Annotated in this window: 23 protein-coding genes; 22 read left to right on the forward strand and 1 reads right to left on the reverse strand. The window is 27.0% G+C overall.

Going from position 1 to position 20,580, the window contains the following annotated elements:
* Window positions 1-19 precede the first annotated feature (19 nt).
* From ACI2WZ_RS02830 to ACI2WZ_RS02860, 7 genes are all read left to right on the forward strand, one after another.
* Window positions 20-610, forward strand: a complete 591-nt coding sequence (locus tag ACI2WZ_RS02830; RefSeq protein WP_023789469.1) for a YqeG family HAD IIIA-type phosphatase — start codon at window positions 20-22, stop codon at window positions 608-610.
* Window positions 597-1,895, forward strand: a complete 1,299-nt coding sequence (gene yqeH / locus ACI2WZ_RS02835) for a ribosome biogenesis GTPase YqeH (protein WP_500244542.1) — start codon at window positions 597-599, stop codon at window positions 1,893-1,895. Before ACI2WZ_RS02830 ends, yqeH begins: the two co-directional genes overlap by 14 nt.
* Window positions 1,896-1,973: 78 nt before the next feature.
* Window positions 1,974-2,936 (forward strand): ROK family protein, encoded by a 963-nt coding sequence (locus ACI2WZ_RS02840; protein ID WP_500244543.1) that lies wholly within the window; start codon window positions 1,974-1,976, stop codon window positions 2,934-2,936.
* Between the two features lie 12 nt (window positions 2,937-2,948).
* Window positions 2,949-3,167 (forward strand): DUF896 domain-containing protein, encoded by a 219-nt coding sequence (locus tag ACI2WZ_RS02845; protein ID WP_500221793.1) that lies wholly within the window; start codon window positions 2,949-2,951, stop codon window positions 3,165-3,167.
* A gap of 220 nt (window positions 3,168-3,387) precedes the next feature.
* Window positions 3,388-5,358 (forward strand): transketolase, encoded by a 1,971-nt coding sequence (tkt, locus tag ACI2WZ_RS02850; RefSeq protein ID WP_500245182.1) that lies wholly within the window; start codon window positions 3,388-3,390, stop codon window positions 5,356-5,358.
* A gap of 53 nt (window positions 5,359-5,411) precedes the next feature.
* Window positions 5,412-5,627, forward strand: a complete 216-nt coding sequence (locus ACI2WZ_RS02855) for a YneF family protein (RefSeq protein WP_023789479.1) — start codon at window positions 5,412-5,414, stop codon at window positions 5,625-5,627.
* A 243-nt stretch (window positions 5,628-5,870) separates the two neighbouring features.
* Entirely contained in the window at window positions 5,871-6,566 is a 696-nt protein-coding gene (locus ACI2WZ_RS02860; protein ID WP_500244544.1) for an MBL fold metallo-hydrolase, read from the forward strand.
* Between the two features lie 240 nt (window positions 6,567-6,806).
* On the opposite strand, the gene plsY is transcribed toward ACI2WZ_RS02860, so the two are convergent.
* A complete protein-coding gene (plsY, locus tag ACI2WZ_RS02865; RefSeq protein WP_500244545.1) occupies window positions 6,807-7,586 on the reverse strand; it encodes a glycerol-3-phosphate 1-O-acyltransferase PlsY in 780 nt (259 codons plus the stop codon).
* A 124-nt stretch (window positions 7,587-7,710) separates the two neighbouring features.
* On the opposite strand from plsY, the gene ACI2WZ_RS02870 reads away from it, so the two are divergent.
* The 15 genes from ACI2WZ_RS02870 (at window position 7,711) to ACI2WZ_RS02940 (ending at window position 20,576) form a co-directional block, all read left to right on the forward strand.
* The gene (locus ACI2WZ_RS02870; protein WP_023789485.1) at window positions 7,711-8,397 is read left to right on the forward strand and encodes a hypothetical protein; all 687 of its coding nucleotides are present in this window, start codon (window positions 7,711-7,713) and stop codon (window positions 8,395-8,397) included.
* A gap of 9 nt (window positions 8,398-8,406) precedes the next feature.
* Window positions 8,407-8,709, forward strand: coding sequence for a hypothetical protein (locus tag ACI2WZ_RS02875; protein WP_500244546.1), 303 nt, complete (start codon window positions 8,407-8,409; stop codon window positions 8,707-8,709).
* Window positions 8,710-8,725: 16 nt separating this feature from the next.
* Window positions 8,726-9,613: a riboflavin kinase gene (locus ACI2WZ_RS02880; RefSeq protein WP_500244547.1), complete on the forward strand. Its 888-nt coding sequence runs from the start codon at window positions 8,726-8,728 to the stop codon at window positions 9,611-9,613.
* Between the two features lie 10 nt (window positions 9,614-9,623).
* The gene (locus ACI2WZ_RS02885) at window positions 9,624-10,523 is read left to right on the forward strand and encodes a deoxyribonuclease IV (RefSeq protein WP_500244548.1); all 900 of its coding nucleotides are present in this window, start codon (window positions 9,624-9,626) and stop codon (window positions 10,521-10,523) included.
* A gap of 183 nt (window positions 10,524-10,706) precedes the next feature.
* Entirely contained in the window at window positions 10,707-11,534 is an 828-nt protein-coding gene (locus ACI2WZ_RS02890) for an MIP/aquaporin family protein (protein ID WP_500244549.1), read from the forward strand.
* Between the two features lie 125 nt (window positions 11,535-11,659).
* Entirely contained in the window at window positions 11,660-11,785 is a 126-nt protein-coding gene (locus tag ACI2WZ_RS02895; protein WP_023789495.1) for a hypothetical protein, read from the forward strand.
* A 271-nt stretch (window positions 11,786-12,056) separates the two neighbouring features.
* Window positions 12,057-12,302: a hypothetical protein gene (locus ACI2WZ_RS02900; protein ID WP_500244550.1), complete on the forward strand. Its 246-nt coding sequence runs from the start codon at window positions 12,057-12,059 to the stop codon at window positions 12,300-12,302.
* 59 nt (window positions 12,303-12,361) lie between these two features.
* Complete coding sequence (locus ACI2WZ_RS02905; protein WP_023789499.1) at window positions 12,362-13,126, forward strand: TMEM164 family acyltransferase; 765 nt, start codon at window positions 12,362-12,364, stop codon at window positions 13,124-13,126.
* 74 nt (window positions 13,127-13,200) lie between these two features.
* Window positions 13,201-14,313 carry a DNA recombination protein RmuC gene (gene rmuC, locus ACI2WZ_RS02910; protein ID WP_500244551.1) on the forward strand — a complete coding sequence of 371 codons (1,113 nt, stop codon included), beginning with the start codon at window positions 13,201-13,203 and terminating at the stop codon, window positions 14,311-14,313.
* Window positions 14,314-14,367: 54 nt separating this feature from the next.
* A complete protein-coding gene (locus tag ACI2WZ_RS02915) occupies window positions 14,368-15,360 on the forward strand; it encodes a lipoprotein (RefSeq protein ID WP_500244552.1) in 993 nt (330 codons plus the stop codon).
* 81 nt (window positions 15,361-15,441) lie between these two features.
* On the forward strand, window positions 15,442-15,858 hold the full coding sequence (locus ACI2WZ_RS02920) for a transcription antitermination protein NusB (protein WP_500221818.1): 417 nt from the start codon (window positions 15,442-15,444) through the stop codon (window positions 15,856-15,858).
* A 4-nt stretch (window positions 15,859-15,862) separates the two neighbouring features.
* Window positions 15,863-17,329, forward strand: a complete 1,467-nt coding sequence (locus ACI2WZ_RS02925; protein WP_500244553.1) for a hypothetical protein — start codon at window positions 15,863-15,865, stop codon at window positions 17,327-17,329.
* Window positions 17,330-17,340: 11 nt separating this feature from the next.
* Window positions 17,341-18,666 carry an exodeoxyribonuclease VII large subunit gene (gene xseA / locus ACI2WZ_RS02930; RefSeq protein WP_500244554.1) on the forward strand — a complete coding sequence of 442 codons (1,326 nt, stop codon included), beginning with the start codon at window positions 17,341-17,343 and terminating at the stop codon, window positions 18,664-18,666.
* A 14-nt stretch (window positions 18,667-18,680) separates the two neighbouring features.
* Window positions 18,681-18,887, forward strand: a complete 207-nt coding sequence (gene xseB, locus ACI2WZ_RS02935; RefSeq protein WP_023789511.1) for an exodeoxyribonuclease VII small subunit — start codon at window positions 18,681-18,683, stop codon at window positions 18,885-18,887.
* A 51-nt stretch (window positions 18,888-18,938) separates the two neighbouring features.
* Window positions 18,939-20,576, forward strand: coding sequence for a 1-deoxy-D-xylulose-5-phosphate synthase N-terminal domain-containing protein (locus tag ACI2WZ_RS02940; protein ID WP_500244555.1), 1,638 nt, complete (start codon window positions 18,939-18,941; stop codon window positions 20,574-20,576).
* Window positions 20,577-20,580: the final 4 nt, after the last annotated feature.

The following is a 20,580-nucleotide window of genomic DNA, read 5'->3' on the forward strand; positions in this document are numbered from 1 at the left end:
TGTTAAGAGGTGTTAATTTTTGGAAAATAAAGTGAAAACAAATGGTATTTCTCTACTATTAAACTATTTCAAACCTTCTATCTACTTAGAAAATTACAAAAAAGTTAATCTTGACTCATTAAAAAATAATGGAATAAAGTTGATTTTATGCGATATGGATAATACATTAATCGGATGAAATGAAAGAATTCCAAGCACTGATGTAATTAACTTTGTAAAGAATGTTTATGCCCATAATATGGAGTTTGTTTTATTTTCAAACAATATAAGAAGTAGGGTAGAAAATTTTGCAAAAAAAGCTGGTATTATTAACTATTTTTGAGATTGTAAAAAACCTTTGCTTGGTAAAATGAAACTTGTTAAAAAATTATTGTCTTACAAGGAACACGAAATGGTGCTTATTGGAGATCAAGTAGTTACTGATATCTTAGTAGCTAATAGAGCACATATCAAAAGTATATTAGTGTCACCAATAAACAGAAATAATAGTGAGGGAAAATTTGTTCAGTTCTTAGAGAAACACTTATTAAAAAAATTAGCACAAAAAAATATACTTCACGAAGGTTTTTATAATGAAGGAGATTTAGGAGGTAATTATGAAATACTCTAGCGATAATAATTTAGATGATATTGAAAAAGATATTGATATTTTGGAAGACAAAATCCTCATTGATCATATTGAAAGTCCAAAAAAAAGAAAATTTAAACAAAAAAATAAAGTTAGTTTACATGAAATAAAACCTGGGATCGGAAATACAACTAACATTAACTCAAGTGGTCCTAAAAAATGTGTTGGTTGTGGGAAAGAACTACAGACAACTGACGATACTAAACCTGGTTTTGCTATCGATGTTAAAAATCAAGATTACTGTTTAAGATGTTTTAAAATAAAACACTATAATAGATTAGTTGAACAAGAAATAAATGACAAAGATTTCATAGATATATTAGATAATATAAATAGAACCACAGATAAAATAAGATATTATTATGTGGTTGACATATTCGATCTACCTGGAAGCCGATTAACTTGATTAGAGCAACTAATATCAAAAAAAGAAGTTGTAATTTTGGTAAATAAGATAGATTTACTACCAAAAGCGGTAAAAAAAGAGAAAATTTATAAATATGTGCGTAGTCTTTTTTCAAGTTCGCCACTTAAAGATTCAAAAATACTTCTAACTTCTTCAATAAAAAATCAATATATTTATAATTTAATTAATGAATTAAAATCTGTTGAATATGACCAATACATCATAGGAATATCAAATGCTGGAAAATCTAGTTTGATCAATGCTTGCTTAAAGGCTAACAGTCAAATACCTTCAATTGTAACTTCAAAATACGTAAACACTACATTAGATAAAATAAAAATAAACTTCACAGAATCTAATTTCATTTACGATACGCCCGGTTTAGTAAAACATAATCACATAGCTATAGCAACAGCACCATCTTATTGAGATTATTTTTTCTTTCAAAAAGAAATTAAACAAGTTACATATCAGTTACTAGCTGGTCAAACTATTTTTTATGGTGGTTTAGGATGGTTTACCTTTTTAGAAGGTGAAAATATTGACAATAAAAAAAATAAAGTATTAAAGACAAATTTTCATTTTTACGTCAATAAACAGTTACCATTACATAGAACAAAAGAAGCTAATACTGATAGGTATTTTAGAAAAAATAGACACAATCTTTCACCTAGATTGAAGGATAATAGTATTAAATTTACAACAAAAGTATTTGATTTTATTGATGAAGGTTACTACGATATAAACATTTCAGGATTAGGGTGAATAAATTTCAAATCTTACAATGGTTTGAAATTATCTGTAACTGTACCAGTTACAGAATTCGGGGTTAAAATATCTCTATTACCTGCAATGATTTAATAATTAGGAAATTATATATATAATAGTAATAGATATTTTTTATGAATATGAAGAAATTCTTTTTTGGGGGTAAATAATATGAAATTAATTTTATCCATTGAACTAGGCGTGAATGCATCAAAAGTTGGTTTGGTCAATCAATACGGTGATATACAAGCTAAATTTTATGTTGAACATGATAATTCAAGATTATTAGAAAACTTATATGAAAAAATAGTACAAGGCATCGAAACAGTAGGTATCAATTACCAAGATGATATTGATAAAGTTGGCATAGCAGCAATTGGTTTTGTTGATCACATGTTAGGAATTGTAAGATATTCTGCAAACCTAGAATGAAGTAACTTTTATTTAAAAGACAAAGCTGAGGAACTTTTCAAAAAACCCATATTTGTTTTAAATGACGCTAATGCAGCTGCATTAGGAGAATTTTGAACTGGGGCTGCAAAACAACATGATTCAATTATTTTTTATACAATTGGTAGTGGTATCGGTGGTGCTGTTGTTTTAGATGGAAAATTAATTTCTGGAGCAAGGGGTTTTGCAGGAGAATTTGGTCACGGTGGTGGTGTATACCAAGATAAATACATTTGTAAATGTGGATTAACCGGATGTATTGAACCAGTTTCTTCAGGACCAGGTATTGCTAAGTTTTTTGAAGATACCTTTATAGAAGAACCAAATCACCCTGCTGCAATATATTTTAAAGAAATAGAGTCTTTCCAAACAAAAGATATCGTATCAACTTATGAAGAAAACAATGAGCCGGTCGCTATTTTAGAGTTACTAGAAAGAGCATTGAACCCATTAATAATGCATATGGCAACGATGGTAAATGCATTAGATCCAGAAGCAATAATAATATCTGGTGGACTTGGTAATATGGGTGATTTATTAGTAAATATTATCTATAAAAATATAAAAAAATATATTATTAAAAACTTCGCCGATGAAATCATTGTCGAAATTGGTCAATTAGGAAATGATGCAGCAGTGATTGGAACAGCTTATTATGCCTTAAATGACTGAAAAATATTTTAAGAGGAAAATTTTGTGGAAAAATTATTAGATAGAATTAACGAATTAGCAAGAATAAAAAAAGAAAGAGAATTAACTAATGAAGAATTAGAAGAAAGAGATTTCTTAAGAGAAAAGTATATTAGTTTGTTCAGAGAGGGATTATTAGAGCAATTAAAAAGTATAAAAGTTGTAAATGAAAGTGGTGAAGATATAACGCCACAAAAAATTAAGGATTTAAAGCAACAAGTTTAATAGATTGCAATACTTTATTTTTTATCATACGTTTTTAAGACGTAAATAAAAAATAAAGTTTTTTTCATTATGAATAATGAAAAAAACTTAAGTAAAATCAAACAGAATTTGCATCAACACTAAATAATTTGAATCTAAAATTAATTAGAAGTTTTTTTATTTCTTAATCTATATTCTATGTATCTAAATATATAATTATCTTAGAAGGTAAGGTATTCGAATAATGAACAAAAACAATAAGAATTTAAATGCAATGAGAATTCTAGGTATTGAATCAATTAATAAGGCAAACTCAGGACATCCAGGTATAGTATTGGGTGCAGCTCCTATAATTTACACACTTTTCACTAAAGTGATGAATATTAATCCCTCTAATCCAAGTTGGATTAATAGAGATAGATTTGTATTAAGTGCTGGTCATGGTAGCGCATTGTTATACTCTGCATTACATTTATCAGGTTTTAATTTATCAATAGACGATTTAAAAAATTTTAGACAGTTAAATTCTTTAACTCCAGGACATCCAGAATACGGACACACAGAGGGTGTAGACGCTACGACAGGTCCACTAGGGCAAGGTATGGCTATGGGTGTTGGAATGGCTCTTGCAGAGAGTCATTTATCAGCTAAATATAACACAGAAAAACATAAGATAGTTGATCACTATACTTACATTTTATGTGGTGATGGAGATTTACAAGAAGGGGTTACAAATGAAGCTATTTCTTTTGCTGGAAGATATAAATTAAATAAACTAATTGTTTTACACGATTCTAATGATATTCAATTAGATGCAAGAGTGGAAGTTGCCCAATCAGAAAACATAGATGATCGTTTTAAAGCAGCGGGATGAAATACTTTGAAAATTGAAGATGGTGAAAATTTAGATGACATTTTGAAGGCTATCGAAATTGCAAAAAATTCTGATAAGCCAACATATATTGAAGTTAAAACAATTATTGGGATTGGTTCAACAAACAAAGGAACAACTAAGGTTCATGGTTCTCCTTTAGGACTAGATATCGTAAATGTAAAGAAATATTTTAACTGAGAAAATGATGATTTTAATGTTGATCAAGATGTCTACAACTACTATAAAACACAAGTTTACGATAGGGGAGTTGTAGCGAATGAAGAGTGGGTTAAAACTTTTGCGGAGTTCAAAAAAGAAAACCCAAAACTAGCCAGTGAATTTGAAGTTTCATTAAACAAGGATTACAAAATAGAAATAGGGGAGTTAAAATTTTTAAATAAAAAAGTTGAGCAAGCAACAAGAGTATCATCTGGAGAAGTTTTAAATCTACTAAGTTCTAATATAACTTCTTTAATTGGTGGAAGTGCTGATTTAGCAGAGTCAACTAAGGCCAAGGGAGCCGATGGTAATTACGATTACAATAATAAACTAGGTAGAAACGTTATGTACGGTGTAAGAGAGTTTGCTATGGCTGCTATCAATAACGGAATAGCATTGCATGGTGGACTTCTTCCGTTCTCTTCAGGGTTTTTTGTATTTGCTGATTATTTAAAACCAGCAATAAGACTTGCATCATTGATGAAACTACAAACTTTATTTATATTCACACATGATTCAATTGCAGTAGGAGAGGATGGACCAACCCATCAACCAATAGAACAACTAGCAATGTTACGAAGTATACCAAACATAAACGTTTTTAGACCTTGTGATATGGCTGAAGTTCAAGCAAGTTATCTGCATGCGTTGGAAGATAAAACAAAACCAAGTGTAATTCTAGCAACTAGACAAAACTTGAAAGAACTTGATCATAAAAATGTTTTTGATGATGTAAAAAAAGGTGCCTACTTAATTAGTGAAGCTGATAATCCTTCTATCACACTAATTGCTTCAGGAAGTGAAGTATCAATCGCTTTAGAAGTAAAAGAAATCCTTAAAAACAAAGGATTTGAAGTAAATGTAGTATCTATGGTTAATATGAATGCATTTTTAAAAGAAGATGTAAGTTATCAAAATAAAATCATTAATAAGAAAACCAAACGTTTCTCAATTGAATTAGGAACAACTTATGGCTGACATAGATTTTTAGGTGATGATGGAGTTGCCTTTGGTATCGATAATTTCGGATATTCTGCACCTTATGATGCAATTATGAATCACTTAGATTTTAACGCTAAATCAATAGCAGAAAAAATCGTCAAGTTTATAAATCAATAAACTTATGTTATATTAATATTAAAGTAAAATTTACATAGGAAGGAATTTAAATTATGGTATGATGAGGAGTCCTTATAATAGCTATCGTTGCCGCTCTTGTTGGTGGAATTTTAGGTTTTATAATAACAAGAAAAATAATTCAAAAACAATTAAAAGATAATCCCCCAATTAATGAAAATCAAATCAGAGCAATGTATAGAAGCATGGGTCGTAAACCAACTGAAGCAGATATCAAAAAAACAATGAATGCCGTTAAAAGGGGTAAATAATTATAAGCACCAGTGTGCTTTTTTTTAAACTTTTTATGGCTGAGTGTTTTTGTTAATTCGATAAAATCATTTGAAGGGTACAAAAAATATACTTTGCGATGATTGATACAAATTACTAAATAATAAAACACATAAGAAAATGAATGTATTTTTAAAAAAAATAAATTAAAATAAAAGACTTTTTAGATTAATAATATGTATAATCATAAAGGTCTTATAAAAGTTAAGTAGAAGGTGAATGTTGTGATACAAGTTTTTAGTGATATAGATTTTAAAAGAACAAATGCGTATCTTATTTATAATGAGGACAAAAAAGGAATTTTAATTGATACAGCTTTTCGAAAATATCGTGAAATAATCGATTTTGCTATCAACAACAATATTGAAATCACAGATATTTTCATAACACATGGACACTTTGGACACTTTTATGGAATAAATGAAATAACAGAAATATTGAATTATCCTAATGTATATATTGGTAAGGATGATTTAATGGCATTATTTGATCCAAGCAAAAACACTAGTGGTCTTTATGATGTTCTTGAAAAACCTTGAGCAGCAAAACCAATAAAAAACTTAAGAGTTATTACAGAACAATGTTCAATGATTGTAAATGGTTATAATTTACAAATTTATACTAAACCAGGACACACAATTGGTTCTATAATGTTAGATTTTGTTGATCTTAAAAGTTTATTTAATGGGGACTCATTGTTTTTAAAGTTTGATGTTTTAAATTCAAAACCTTCTGAGAAAAGTAATCAAAGTATCTTAGAAAATATTAAATGAATCTTAGAAACTTATTCTCGAGAATACTCAATATATCCAGGTCATTTTGATTGTGGATTCACGATTCGTGATGTATATGAAAAAAGTAATATAATAAAAAAAAGATATTTCAAATACATTTTTCCCAAAAAAAACAAAGAGAAATAATAGCATTGAAACAGATACTTTAAAGTATTTGTTTTTTTTACTTTAAGCGAAAATTATTTTTAATCACTACTAAAGTACCAAAATATCTACGGTACTTTATAAACATGATTTTAAAACTAATTATCAAGTGAACTTAAATCTTAAAATGTATTTTATGATATTTAATAATAAAAAAAATCCTCAATGAGCATAGTTGACGAATTACTATATTTATTTACTCTAAGAGGATTATGTAAATTTTTATTTCTTTTCATTCGAAAGTGTTTGTTCTTTTTTATCTTTTTTAGATTTTAAATAAGCTGGCTCAACACCTTTGATTAAACGTTTTATATTAGGTATATGTCTTAAAATTAAAACTATTGTTGACATTGTCACAACAATATTCATTGTTAAGAAACTTTCAAAATAGCTATGTTTATTTCAAACATATAAGTAATTGAATCAACACAAATGATTACCATTATCATAAATAGGGGTGAAAAATTCTAGTCCATTTATTATGAATGAACTTCCACCAGTTATTTGTGGGACCCAAAGTAAAATCATAGAAATAATTGATGAAAATATTGATGCAATACTTACTTTTTTGGTTGTTAGTAATATTAATCATCAAAGACCAAAAAACACTAATAAGATAGCTCAATTTGTAACCATCATTAAACCAAAAAAACAACTAACCGCTTTACCACCTTTGAATTTATAATAAATTGGAAAACAGTGACCTAAAACCGCAAAAAAAGATGCTACAAAGAAACTAGTCTCATTGAATGCTGGAGACGGTATGTAAGAAAATAGCATTGCAACAATTGCTGTGAATAGTATTTTAAAAGCATCTAAAAAAACAATTACAACTCCTCATGCTTTACCCAAGATCCTACTAGCGTTAGTGGCACCAGCATTTTTGCTTCCTTCTTGCCTTATGTCTTTATTGGTTTTAATTTTAACAACAGTAATTGAAAATGAGAAACTGCCAACAAAATAACCAATTATTGATGCTAAAATCGTACCTATCACAAACATAAATTAACACTCCTATACTTTTATTTTGAACTATTAATTATGATACTACAAAAGGGTGGTTATGTATATTAAAATAAGATAAAATAAATGTGATTTACCAAAAAATCATAAGAAGGAATGAAAAATGAATTTATACGACAAAATAGATTTAAAAAAAATAGTTTTTAATTTATACAAAAAAGATGTTCATTCATTAATAGAATCTAAAGATTACAAACTTAGCGAGAAAGACGTATCTGAAATAATTGTTTTAGCTAAAACCGATAACTTGAAAACTCTTTACGAGGGATTGAATAATGTTTTCGAAAAAAACTTAACCGATGATAAGTTTGAGTTGAGCTTGATGTTGACTTTATTTTTACAAAGATATCATTATTTCTTTGTTACAGAAAATGAGTGAAAGAAATATTCTATTGGAATAGAAATACCAATGGAAATAAATCCTGGTACATTTTTCTTGGAATACGTTGCTCCTTTCTTTGAAACTCAAATCAAAAATTATACATATAATTATTTAAACTTAATTGAATCTTTTAATATATTGAAATGAAATAAAAAATTTGGACAAGATTTAATAAATATAATCAATGATATTAATAATAAGGATGACTTCGTTGAAAGATTGGCAAGTTCAGAAAACTTAGTAAAATTCTTGCAAGATACAAAGAATATTTACGCATCACTTGAAGCTGTTGGTATTGAAAGTGAAAAAAAGGAATTTTTAGCTCACACAAACGAAATCAAAATAGTATTTCAATCAATGAATCATATTATAAACGAAATATTGCTAAGCATTGTTAAAGCAGAATAGGGGAATTATATGTTTGAAAAATATAATGATATGTCATTAGAAGATCTTAATAACTCGTTGGAAAAACAAGAACAAAAGCAAGAAGTTTTAACTAAAGAAGAAAATTTTTACGAAAAAAAAGCAAGAAAGAATTTATACTTTTGGTTTATATTACCAGTCTTTGGTTTATTTGCTTATTATTTTCATCTAACAAGAAGGAAATCTAAACCAGAAATATTCGAAAAGCTACACGAAATAAAAAATAATTTAGGATTTGTTGAGTTAGAAATGATGATAATAAAAACTAAAATAGAAAATTATAAAGAAAAATAATAATCAGGAGGTTTTAATGGTTAATTCATTTTTTTACAATAACTTATCTAGAATAATGATCAATTTACAAGAAAGTATGGCATTAGTTTGTGACTTTGAAAATTGATCTAATTACGAAGAGGAACTAGTATCAAACCTTAAAAAGTTGGCAAAAAAATATGAATTAAACACAACCTTATTGGTACCAGTAACCAGCGAAATCAATACTGGACTATGAAACTACGAAAATATTAAAAAACTAGCAGATAAAATGAATATCACTAACGTTATATTTTATGTTCTTAATGATTTTACAACCGACGATAATCAAGAGTATCTGCATTCAAATCTTTATGAATTTCTAAATATAAAAAAAATAATTGTTGTTGATAATTTTAAAATAGAAAATAAGATAGTTTTTTCAAGTGAGTTCTTTAAAAAATTCTGGAATAATAATTGTTTTCTTATCGAAGAAACTATCGATGAGCAAAAAAACTCCTTAAGAAAAATCCTATTAGAAGCCGATTTCAAAAAATTTAAAGAAAAAACGGGTCTTTATTACAAAATATCTGGGAGAGTCTCTGAGGGTAAAAAAATGGGTAGAAACCTTGGGTTTCCAACAATAAATTTATTAACCCCTGAGCCAATCTTATTATCAGAAGGAGTTTACGCTTGTGATGTGCATATAAAACATCTTGCAAAAAGCTATAAAGGTGCTGGTTGTTACTGAATAAATGAGTTAAATCAAAAAGTATTAGAAATAAACATTTTAGATTTTGATAAGGATATCTATGGCTGAGAAGTTGAAATAACACCAATTTGCAAACTTCGTAATAATAAAAAGGTTAATACAATAGAAGAATTAAAGGAACTTTTGAAACAAGATGTTGAAAAAATTAGACAAACAGAAATAAACATTTCTTAAGGAGATAAAAATGGAAAAACAAAAATTTTATTTAGGTAGTCATGTAGGTATGAATTCAAAGAATAAATATCTTATTGGAAGTGTTTTAGAAGCGTTGAGTAACAACGCTAATACACTAATGTTTTTTACTGGTGCACCGCAAAATACCATTAGAACAGCAGTAGAAAAATTAAATATAAGCGATTTTAAAAGGCTTTTGGAAGAAAATAACATAGATATTGAAAAAGTAGTATGTCATGGACCTTATACCATCAATCTTGCTAATTCCGTTAAACAAGAGACATTTGATTTAGGAGTTAGATTATTAAAAGAGGAATTGATTAGATTAGAACAAATAGGAGTTAAACTTTTAGTGTTACATCCAGGGGCAGCAGTTGGTGCCCCTAAAAACAAGGCTCTTGATAGCTTAATTTTAGGTTTAGATAAAGTTTATGATGAGTTACCAAATATAGAAGTAAAGGTGGCTCTAGAGACAATGAGTGGCAAAGGTACAGAAATATGCACTAACTTTGAAGATTTGAAGTATGTATTAGATAATGTGAAACATAAAGAAAAAATAGGGGTCTGTTTTGATACTTGCCATATGCATGATTCTGGTTATGATATTAAAAATAACTTTGATCAAGTTGTTAAAAATTTTGACCAAATGATTGGTTTAAACAAACTATTGGTAATACACTTAAACGATTCTAAAAATCCAATTGGAGCACACAAAGACCGTCATCAAAACATTGGCTATGGACATATAGGTTTTGAAGCATTAGCAAGTATTGTGCATAATCCACTTTTTAAAGATATTCCAATAATTTTAGAAACACCTTGAATTGATGGTAAGTATAGTCCATACAAAGATGAAATAGAACTATTGAAACAAAATACATTTGAGAAAAGATTTGACATTGAGATTTAGCAAATCTTTTTTTTTTTTTTTTATTTAAAAAAAGCAAAATATTATACAACTGTAATAACGAAAAAAATCACTATTTTAGAAAAAAAACTCAAAAAAATGTTATTATTATCTTGGTCAAAATTTGTAAAATTAAACGGTATTTAGTTTTATTTTTTTTGTCTCTTTTATAGAAAGGTAACATTTATGGATTATCATTATGCATTAAAATTCTTTTTTAGTGAATTTCTAGGAACATTTGTTCTTATATTCTTAGGAAATGGTGCGGTAGCTTGCTACGACCTAAAAGCTACAAAAGGTACTCAAAGACCAGTAGGTGGACTAAGTTGACTTGGTGTTGGTATTGGTTATGGACTTGCTGTATTCATAGGAGTAATTGGTTCAGGTTTTTCAAACCATCAATTAAACCCAGCAGCAACACTTTTAGATATAATATTGCAAATTGGAGGTAAAGGAAATACATTTGAACATGGTTATTGACTAGTACCAGTTGCATTGCTTGCGCAATTTGTTGGAGCAATGGCATCACAATTAGTATTAGATGGTTTATTTTATATTAGTTTTAAAGAAACTGATGACTCAAGCAAAATTTTTGCAATGCACGCAACAACAAGAATCAAAAGCGATAAAGTTTCAGTAAAAGGACAATTTTTAATAGCTTTTTGTGTAGAAACAGTATGTACTTTTATTCTATTGATAGGATTAAAGGGTGCAGATTTATATTTCGCAGCCGGAAAAGGGACATTCGATTTAACTGGAAGTTCTAAAAACTTCATTTTTGGAATCACAGCAGGACTTTTAGTTATGACTTTAGTTATTGGAGCTGGTGGAATTACTGGTCCAGCTTTAAATCCTACTCGTGATCTAGCCCCTAGAATTATTTACACAATTCTACCTCTACCAAATAAATCAATGAAATCTGCAGAATGAAACTATGCATGAGTTCCAATCGTAGGACCTTTACTAGGTGCTACATTGGCAGCAGGTGTATTCTTAGGATTACAATCAATATAAAAAATTATTGAGACACTTTATATAAAAAATTACGACTGTTGTCATAATATTTATATAAAGTGTTTTTTTGTTGCACATTTTTTTAAAAGTGTGTAATTTTATAAGTTAAGTTTATAGGTCATAAAATGAAAAGGACATCAAATAAAGAGGAAGATAGTTTGTTTGAAATAGAAACTTTTATAATCGATGGAAATAACGAAAAAAATACTATGTACTCTAACTCACAAACACAATTTATTCCTAATGAATAAGGCGAAAAAACATCTATTGTAAAATTTATTAAAAACAAATAGGGAACCCAAAAAACATTCTTATAAGTTCATCGAAAACTAAAAAAATAAATTTAAAATACATTTGGCATCAAAAGTACAAACAATGTTTGAAAGTACTTTATTTATTTACGTAACTAATGATAAAAATACTTAAAATAATTTACTTATTTAAAAATTATTTATAAAATATATTTTTTATATACTATTCTTATGAATCATTTTATTATTAATATAGAAATGAGTGATTTTATTGTTTTTTAATGTATATTTAATAAAAATCCTAACTTATGGATCGATATTAGTGTTAGAAATTTTGCAAGCAGCTACAACTATGATGGAATTACCTGATTATCTAATACCTTTATTACTAGTAATTATTTTATTTAAAAATAATAAAATAAGACAATTTGAAATATTTAATAATATATTTGAAAAATGAGTTATTTCTGACTTTAGGTCGGTATTAGGACTAATAACCAAATATCACAAATATTAACATATGAAAATTTTTTTTACTTTTTTAAAAGTAAACTTATAGTATTCAAGGAGGCCGTTATGGTTATATTTTCATGATTATTAGCAATATTTCTCTCTTTATTTTTATGAACTTCACTATCATTATTTCCGAAATTTTATAAAAATAAAAAAACTTACACATCAATAAGAGTTATATTAATAGTATTTTTACTATTTGTTCAACTCCAAAGAACATGATATTTACATTTAAGAGTTAATGGTTGAGGTAACCCTGCAGACTACTTCTTATTGTATTTCTGTTCATTATCAGCATGAGCTGCAATTGTGATTTTGATCTATCCAAATAAAAGAACTCTAAATTGCTTTTTCCCATATATGATAATGGGTCCTGTTGTGACATTTATTTTTCCAACAGAAAAACCAGTTTTGTGAGATATAAACTTTTTCACTTTCTACTTATCTCATGCTTGTACTCTATTTACTGCAATGTATATTTATTTATATGGTTATACAGACTATAAACTTTCAAAAGATTCAATAGTTTGAAGCGCAGTTACAGGTTTTATAGTGGTATTTGGTGTTGAAGTATATAATCTTTACTTTGATCAAAATTTCATAATTGGTGATGTTGCTGGTGCATTTAATATCACTCATCTAAAAAGACCTTTACAATTATTGATAACATTTGTTGGGGGTGTCCCATTTGTTTTAATTGGATTGAGCTTTACCTACTTTTTCAAACCAATTTATATAAAAGAAGGTACCAAAGCTCATAATACTTGGTGAGAAAATTTTTTAATCAAAGTAAAAGAAAAAAGAGAGTTAAAATTGTCTAAAAAGTAATTTATATTACTTTTTTTTATTATGATTAAGTTATGCGAGTAAAATAATATTTGAGAAAATAAAGGAGATTTATAATGCAAACAGCTTCATTATCGTTATTGATAGTACTAATAGTATTGGTTTTAGTTCTGATTTTCATATTTGTTTTTAAAAAATCAGTTAAAAGCACTGATGGTGTTAGAAAAACTGATTTAGAAAATTTAAAACTTGAGTTTGACAAAACTAACTCTGAGAGTTCTAGTGAACTGAAAGTAATGTTATTAGAAAATATGAATAAACAACAAGAAAGTTTATACAGTGTTCAAAATAATTTTAGAGAAATCATTGCAGAAAAAACCAGAGAAACACAAGATAAACTAGTAAACGCAAACGAAATTGTTAGGTCAATGATATATAAGGTGGCAGAACAATCACTACCAATAGCAGAAGTAAAAGAAAAAGTTAATAAATTAGACAATCTATTAAGTCAAAATAATAAGGCGGGTAGTTCAGGGGAGTATTTACTAGAAAGAATATTTTCTAACTTAACTGGTTTTATCAAAAATCACAATTTGATCTATGAAAGACAATATACAATGAAAAAACTTAATGAAGGTAAAAAACTGATAGTCGATCTTTTCATTAAAGGTGATGACTCAAAATTTGTTAATATACCGATTGATTCTAAGTTTCCTTTCAATGCATATACAGCGCTTCTAAATGCAGAAGTCGATTCAAATAACTATAAAGACTTAGTTAAACAGTTTGAAAAAGATGTTAATGCAAGAGTCAAAGAAACATCAAAATATGTTAGTAGCGAAGATAACACTGTATATGCCATAATGTTTGTGCCAAGTGAGGGAATATTCTCTTATATAAATGCTAATACAGATATAATAGACAGTGCATACAAGAAAAAAGTAATAATAGCAGGTCCAAGTACATTGATGGCGATTCTTCAGTCGGTTGACAAGTATATGTCATTATTCGATGATATTAGTAAATTCGATAAAAAGGTGGAAGTTCTTATTAAAACAATGAAATATATAGAAAATTATGACGTCAAAATGGAAGAGTTATTCTCAAATATTGTTAAACTTTCAAAAAGCTATGAAGAAGTAAAAGTAAAGGAAACATCTTTGAAAAATATATATAAAAAATTATTAAATGAAAGCAACATTGAAGAAATTAGTGAAATTAAATTATAAGATTACTAAATTACTTTTATGATAAAATCATTCTAAATAAGAATAGGTGAAAAAATGAAAAAAATTCTATCTCTAATTGCATCAGTTGGTCTTGTTACAACTCCAATCACTTCTATGGTAATCTCATGCAACACATCTACATCAAATAAAAAATTTAACAGCATCTCGGATATTGGAAAGCTTTGAAATACAAATAATTTCAAAACTATATCTTTATCAGAATTTTATGTAAAATCAAAAGTTGAGGAAAGTTTTCAAAAAAAAGATGATTGAAAAGATAAATTAAAACTATCTTTATCTAAACTAGTTGCATATCGATTTAGTGCAACAGATGGTGATGAAAGTAGTCAAGAAAAGGCATATACCGAGTTCAATAAAGAAGATGTTAAAGTCTACTTTGATAATCCACAAAAAAATAAAGAAGCTGAAGAAATCAATGATACTAATTTAGAAGACTATTTAGAATATACTGGTTTATCAAGTAATGAACCTGTAATGGCTACATTCTATTTAAAAAGTGACAACTTGGGAACTATTGATTTCAATGTTACAAATAAACATACAATTTATTTAAATTCAGAGTCAATCTCTGGTGGTAATTACACATATGTACTCGGTTGAAATGAAAATATGAAAATATTAAAAAATTGAAATAAAAATATGAAAGCATCAACAGATCAAGAAACTACTGGTAATAATCCAACATTTTATTTAGACGAAAATGTCAAGGGTGAACTAACAGAGTTAGATTTGAAAGTAGAAATTTTAAAAGCTTTAAACAAGAATCTAAATCACACCTTATTCATAAATAGTCTAATAAAAAAAGACACAAGAAAATCCCCAACAGATGAATCTAAAACAGAAGAGTATAAAAACTTTAGCTCTGAAATGCTAATAAACTATTTAATTGGATACAAGGAAAAAATCGGGGATAATATTAAAACAACCTCAGTTTCACAATTAGATGCTAAAAAAAGTTTTGATGCAACCATCTTTGGTCAAATATTTACTATAAAATGTATCAAAGGTTTAACAATAGTAAAATAAAATAACTTCATAAACAAAATGGACTTTTTCAAGGTCTTTTTTTTGTTATAATATAAACAATTATTGAGTGAGGTAAATATAATGGCTCTTAGTGTTAGTTTTTTGAAAAAAAGAAGAAGAATGTCTATTCAAATGATTTATAGAGCGCTTATTCTCGATGAAAATATTGATAGAGTAAAGCAAGACGTTCTTGATGGATTTCAATTACAAAATATTGATGATAAAACTAGTGAGTATTTGTTAAATAACCTAGATTATTGTGAGAAAGCTTATTTCATCATCAAACCTTTCATTGGTAAAACATGAAGTTGAGATAGATTACCTAAAATGATTCAGGCTATATTATTAAATGGTGTCTACGAAATAAGCGAAACAGATATTCCTAAACCTGTTATTATCAACGAATCAATTGAGTTAGTAAGAGAATTTTTACCGAACTGAAACCCAACATTCATCAATGCAGTTTTAGATCAAATAAATCCTATTAAGGAAGGTTAATATTGTGGAATTAAAAAACTATGATACTTTAATCTCAGAAGCACAAAAACTTTTTCTTGAAGTTAAAGAAAAAATACGGGTTTTTTTTATGATTGATTTCAAGAACTATATCTATAAAACAAAATTAGAAAAGTTTGATAATGTAGAAAAAAGTTTCTTGAAAAAAGGCTTTTCTGAGTTTGTAGCTGTTCATTATTTAAAGAAAATAATTGAAAAAAACTTTACAGAAAATAATTACAAATATTTAACTAATTATAATTCTCAAGCAACAAAAAAAATTGAGAATAAAGAGTATGATAATATTCTTATAATTGGAGCCAATAATGTAACAAAAGAAAATAAAAAAATGGTTGACCTCGTAAATAAAATAGCAAAACATACAAATAAGAATATAAGTATAAAAAATATGAATTGATACAATAAGGTTTACTTTCATAAATTCATATTTCATCACTCGATGTTGAATTACTTGCAAACAGACCTATTAAATGATTTTTCAAATTACGATGTTTCATTATTTAACAATATTACAAATTACAAATTTAAAAATACAAGTTTAAACTTTGAAAACGATTGAAAAAACTACTTAAATTCTCATATAATACCCGAATTTAAAATTTTTATGAACACATACATAGAAGTCGATAGTGATTCTTTAGAGAAAAAAATAAAAATGAGTGAGGATGCAATTACTGAAAATACACTAGTTATTTTTTACAATAATGTAAAAATGAACTCACTTTATAAATCTTTGTATTTGAATAATATAAGTACGTTTTTAAAATTGTTAAAAAATAATACACCCGTAATCTCAATAAGAAATACTAGTTTATTCAACTTAATTAAAACTTTAGAAATATATAATTTTGAAAATCTAGAAGATTTGCAAAAGTTGTTATGTCAAGATAACGTTTCAGAGCCAATAAAGCCAACTGATATCTTAAATAATTATTGAGAAGAAATTTTAAAAGATCAAACACTATTAGAAGAAACTTTAAAAGATGATGATAATTTTTTTGCAAAAGAAAAAAATATGTGAGAAGATAGTGATCTTTTGAAAACTGTTGACATCAATGAACCTCACGAATTTAATATTTTTAAAAACAAAAACACCTTACTAATTGATAAATTATTAAGCGATAATAATTATAGTGATATAGATTCATTCAAGTTTGACTCCAACAAATTGAAGGAAAGTTTGAATCGATATATTGATCTATTTAAGGAATTATGAAAAAGTAATACTAATGTGAGTTTGAATAACACAGAAAATAAAGGAAACCATTCATCATTAGATGGTATCACATTGAAAGAATTGCATGTCTTAGTCAACAATTCTTGCGAACGCATTTTAGAAATAATTAAGACAAATAACTTAGACCTTAATTCCTATCACTATTATTATCAGTTATACATGAAAGTCATAACGACAACGAAGGAAATCAAATTAATTTTAGAAAACTATAATTAGAGGTATACATTTTGGAAACAAAAGTTTTAAAAATTAAAGATTTGAATGAAAACTTAAAATTTTTCATAGAGTCATCAAATAATTTTAAAAATATTAATATAAAAGGTGAAATTGCAAACCTTACTTATAACAAATCAGGTCATATATACTTTTCTTTGAAAGATAATGAAGCGAAAATAGATTGTGCTATTTGAAAAAGTAATGCACAAAAGTTTATCAACTTAAATCCACAAGAAGGTACTGAAGTTATCGCATCAGGATCACTTAGTTTTTATAAACCAACAGGAAAATTAACATTTACAATTGTGAATGTTAAGCTCGATGGTATAGGTGAGTTATCGATAATTTATGATAAACGATATAATGAGTTGAAACAAAAGGGTTGATTTGATAATGAAATCAAAAAAAATATTCCTAAAATTCCAAAAAATATCGGTATTGTTACAGCTGCATCGGGAGATGCAGTAAGGGATCTTATAACAACAGCTAGAAGAAGATATCCACCAGTAAATATTTATTTATTCCCAGCATCAGTACAAGGAGAAACTGCAGCTAATGATATCGCTAATAAAATAATGAAGGCTAATAGATTTCATAAAAAATTAGATTTATTGATTGTTGGTCGAGGTGGAGGAAGTTATGAAGATTTATGAACGTTTAACGAAATGGCAGTATTGGAAGCAATTTATAAATCTAATATTCCCATTATTTCTGCTGTAGGACACGAACCTGATGTAACATTGGCCGATTATGTTGCTGATTTGAGAGTTTCAACACCAACAGCCGCAGGGGAAAGAGCAACGCCCGAGAAAACTAACTTGATCCAAGCTTTAAATAATAAACTAAAAGAGTTGGGTAATGTGTTATCAAATAAAATAAATATTGAAAAAAATAAAATATTAAATTTTGAGAACGAACAAAAGAAAGTTTTGATAAATAAAATTTTATTCATGGATAAAGAATTATCTCACTTGGATAACTATTTGAATGAAAGTTTAATTAGAAAATTCCAAATGGCAAAAACAAGTTTAAATAACCACATCAACAATGTAAGATTCCTATTCAAACATAATTTTGATAAAACAAAAAATTATTTAATTGCAACCAATGAAGGATGAAACAAAAAATTATTAGAAAACTATAATTTATTGAAAAATAATATTTTTCAATTAGATGAAAAGTTAGATTTATTAAACCCTCTAAAACCTTTAGAACACGGTTTTGCAATTTTAAAACAAGATGAAAAGATAATAAAATCAGTCAGAAGTATCAACAAACAAAATAACATAGAAGCTATTCTGATTGACGGTAAAATCAATTTGAAAGTAGAAAATTAAAGGAGAATTAAAGAATGTCAAATAAAAGTTTTAATGAAATGTTAGAAAATATTAAGTTAATATCTAATAAATTAAATGACCCAAATACATCAATGGAGGAGTCAATTAATTTATTTAAAGAAGGTAAGGAGATCATATCTCAAGCAAAAACTCAACTAGAAACTTTAGAAGGTGAAATAAAAAAAGTTCTAGATAATGATGAGTTAGAAGATTTTAATTAAGACCTTTTTAGGTCTTTTTATGTTTAAATATAGAGAGGGGGGTTGATGTTTATGAACTGAAAGGAAATCAATAATTACAATGATATATCAGGTTGTGAAAGTACTGATACTCTTGCTTCCTTGGCTGAGGAAATAAGGAATTTTCTTATTAATTTTACAAACTTGAATGGTGGTCATATCGGAAGTAATCTTGGTGTAGTAGAACTAACTATTGCCTTGCTTTCGAGGTATAGTCCAGAAAAATATATTTATCTTTTTGACACAGGACATCAATCTCATGTTTATAAGCTTCTTACAGATAGAAAAGAAACATTTGAAACTATAAATAAATTTAATGGTATTTCTAACTTTCAAGAGATTTCAGAAAGTGATTTTGATTATATATCAACAGGTCATAGCGGAACAGCAATTGGATATGCTATGGGATATAGCGTTGGGCAATCAGAAAAAAAAGTTATATCTATTGTTGGAGATGCTGCATTTTACGGTTCATATACCAATGCAGGGTTGTTAAACTTGATTAAAAGTGAAAATAAAACTATAACAATTGTTAATGATAATAATGAAGCAATTGGTAGAAACTCCATCAAAATAAAGAACTTAAGATCATATGTAGAAGGAATTGGATTCAACTATGTATATTGTGATGATGGTCATGACTTTTCCAAATTATTTGATGCTTTCAATGAATGTGAAAAATACAACAATCATGTAATCATACATGTGATAACTAAAAAAGGATTTAAATATAATGGTGAAAAGGAATTAACATTCAATCACACAATAGAAGAAAATAAAAATAATACATTTCAAAAAAAAATACCTGAACTTATTGAAAGTTGTTTTAACAAAAACTCCTACTTGATTTGTCCTGCAATGATTAATGCCAGTGGCTTCACAAAACTATGGGAAAATTATCCTAAAAACGTCATAGATTGTGGTATAAACGAAGAACTAACAGCACTAGTTGCAAGTTCGTTGGCTAATTTGGGTAAAACGGTTTTTATATCAGTGTACTCAACATTTTTCCAAAGAATGTTTGATCAGTTAACACACGATATTTTTAGAAATAACTTAAGTATTATTTTTCTAATAGACCGAGCAGGTATAAATTATACAACAGGTATTAGTCATCACGGAATTTATGACGTTAGTTTAATCCAAAATTTCAATGAAACAATTATTTATTGTCCAGCTACTTCAAGCGATATTTCAAATATAAAAAATTTAATTGTTAATAACAAAAAACAATTATTCATAAGATATGAAAAAGCAGAAGTGATAAATTTAAATTATAATGAAAATCAAAATGATCAAGGATGAGTGGAAGTTATTTACAATAAAAATAACTCGTCAACTATAATTACATACGGTGTGATCTTAAAAGAGTTTTACGACATCATAACCAATAACAACTATCCTATAAATTTAATAAATGCCAGATTTATAAACCCCATAGATAAAAAATTATTGGAAAAACATAAAGAAAATAAAATTTATGTATACGAACAAGTTATAAATAAAAATAATTTATTTACAAACATAGATTTATTTTATAAAAAGAAAGATAATATATATAGTTATGCTTTAAATAGAAATGATATTCATCACGGTTCTAAAAAAGATTTGCTAAGTTATTTGAAAATGGATCCAGAAGATATAGTGAATATAATTTTAAAAAACAATTAGTACA

The organism is Spiroplasma endosymbiont of Megachile willughbiella (assembly GCF_964273395.1).
GTDB classification, from domain to species: Bacteria; Bacillota_I; Bacilli_A; order Mycoplasmatales; family Mycoplasmataceae; genus Spiroplasma_A; species Spiroplasma_A apis.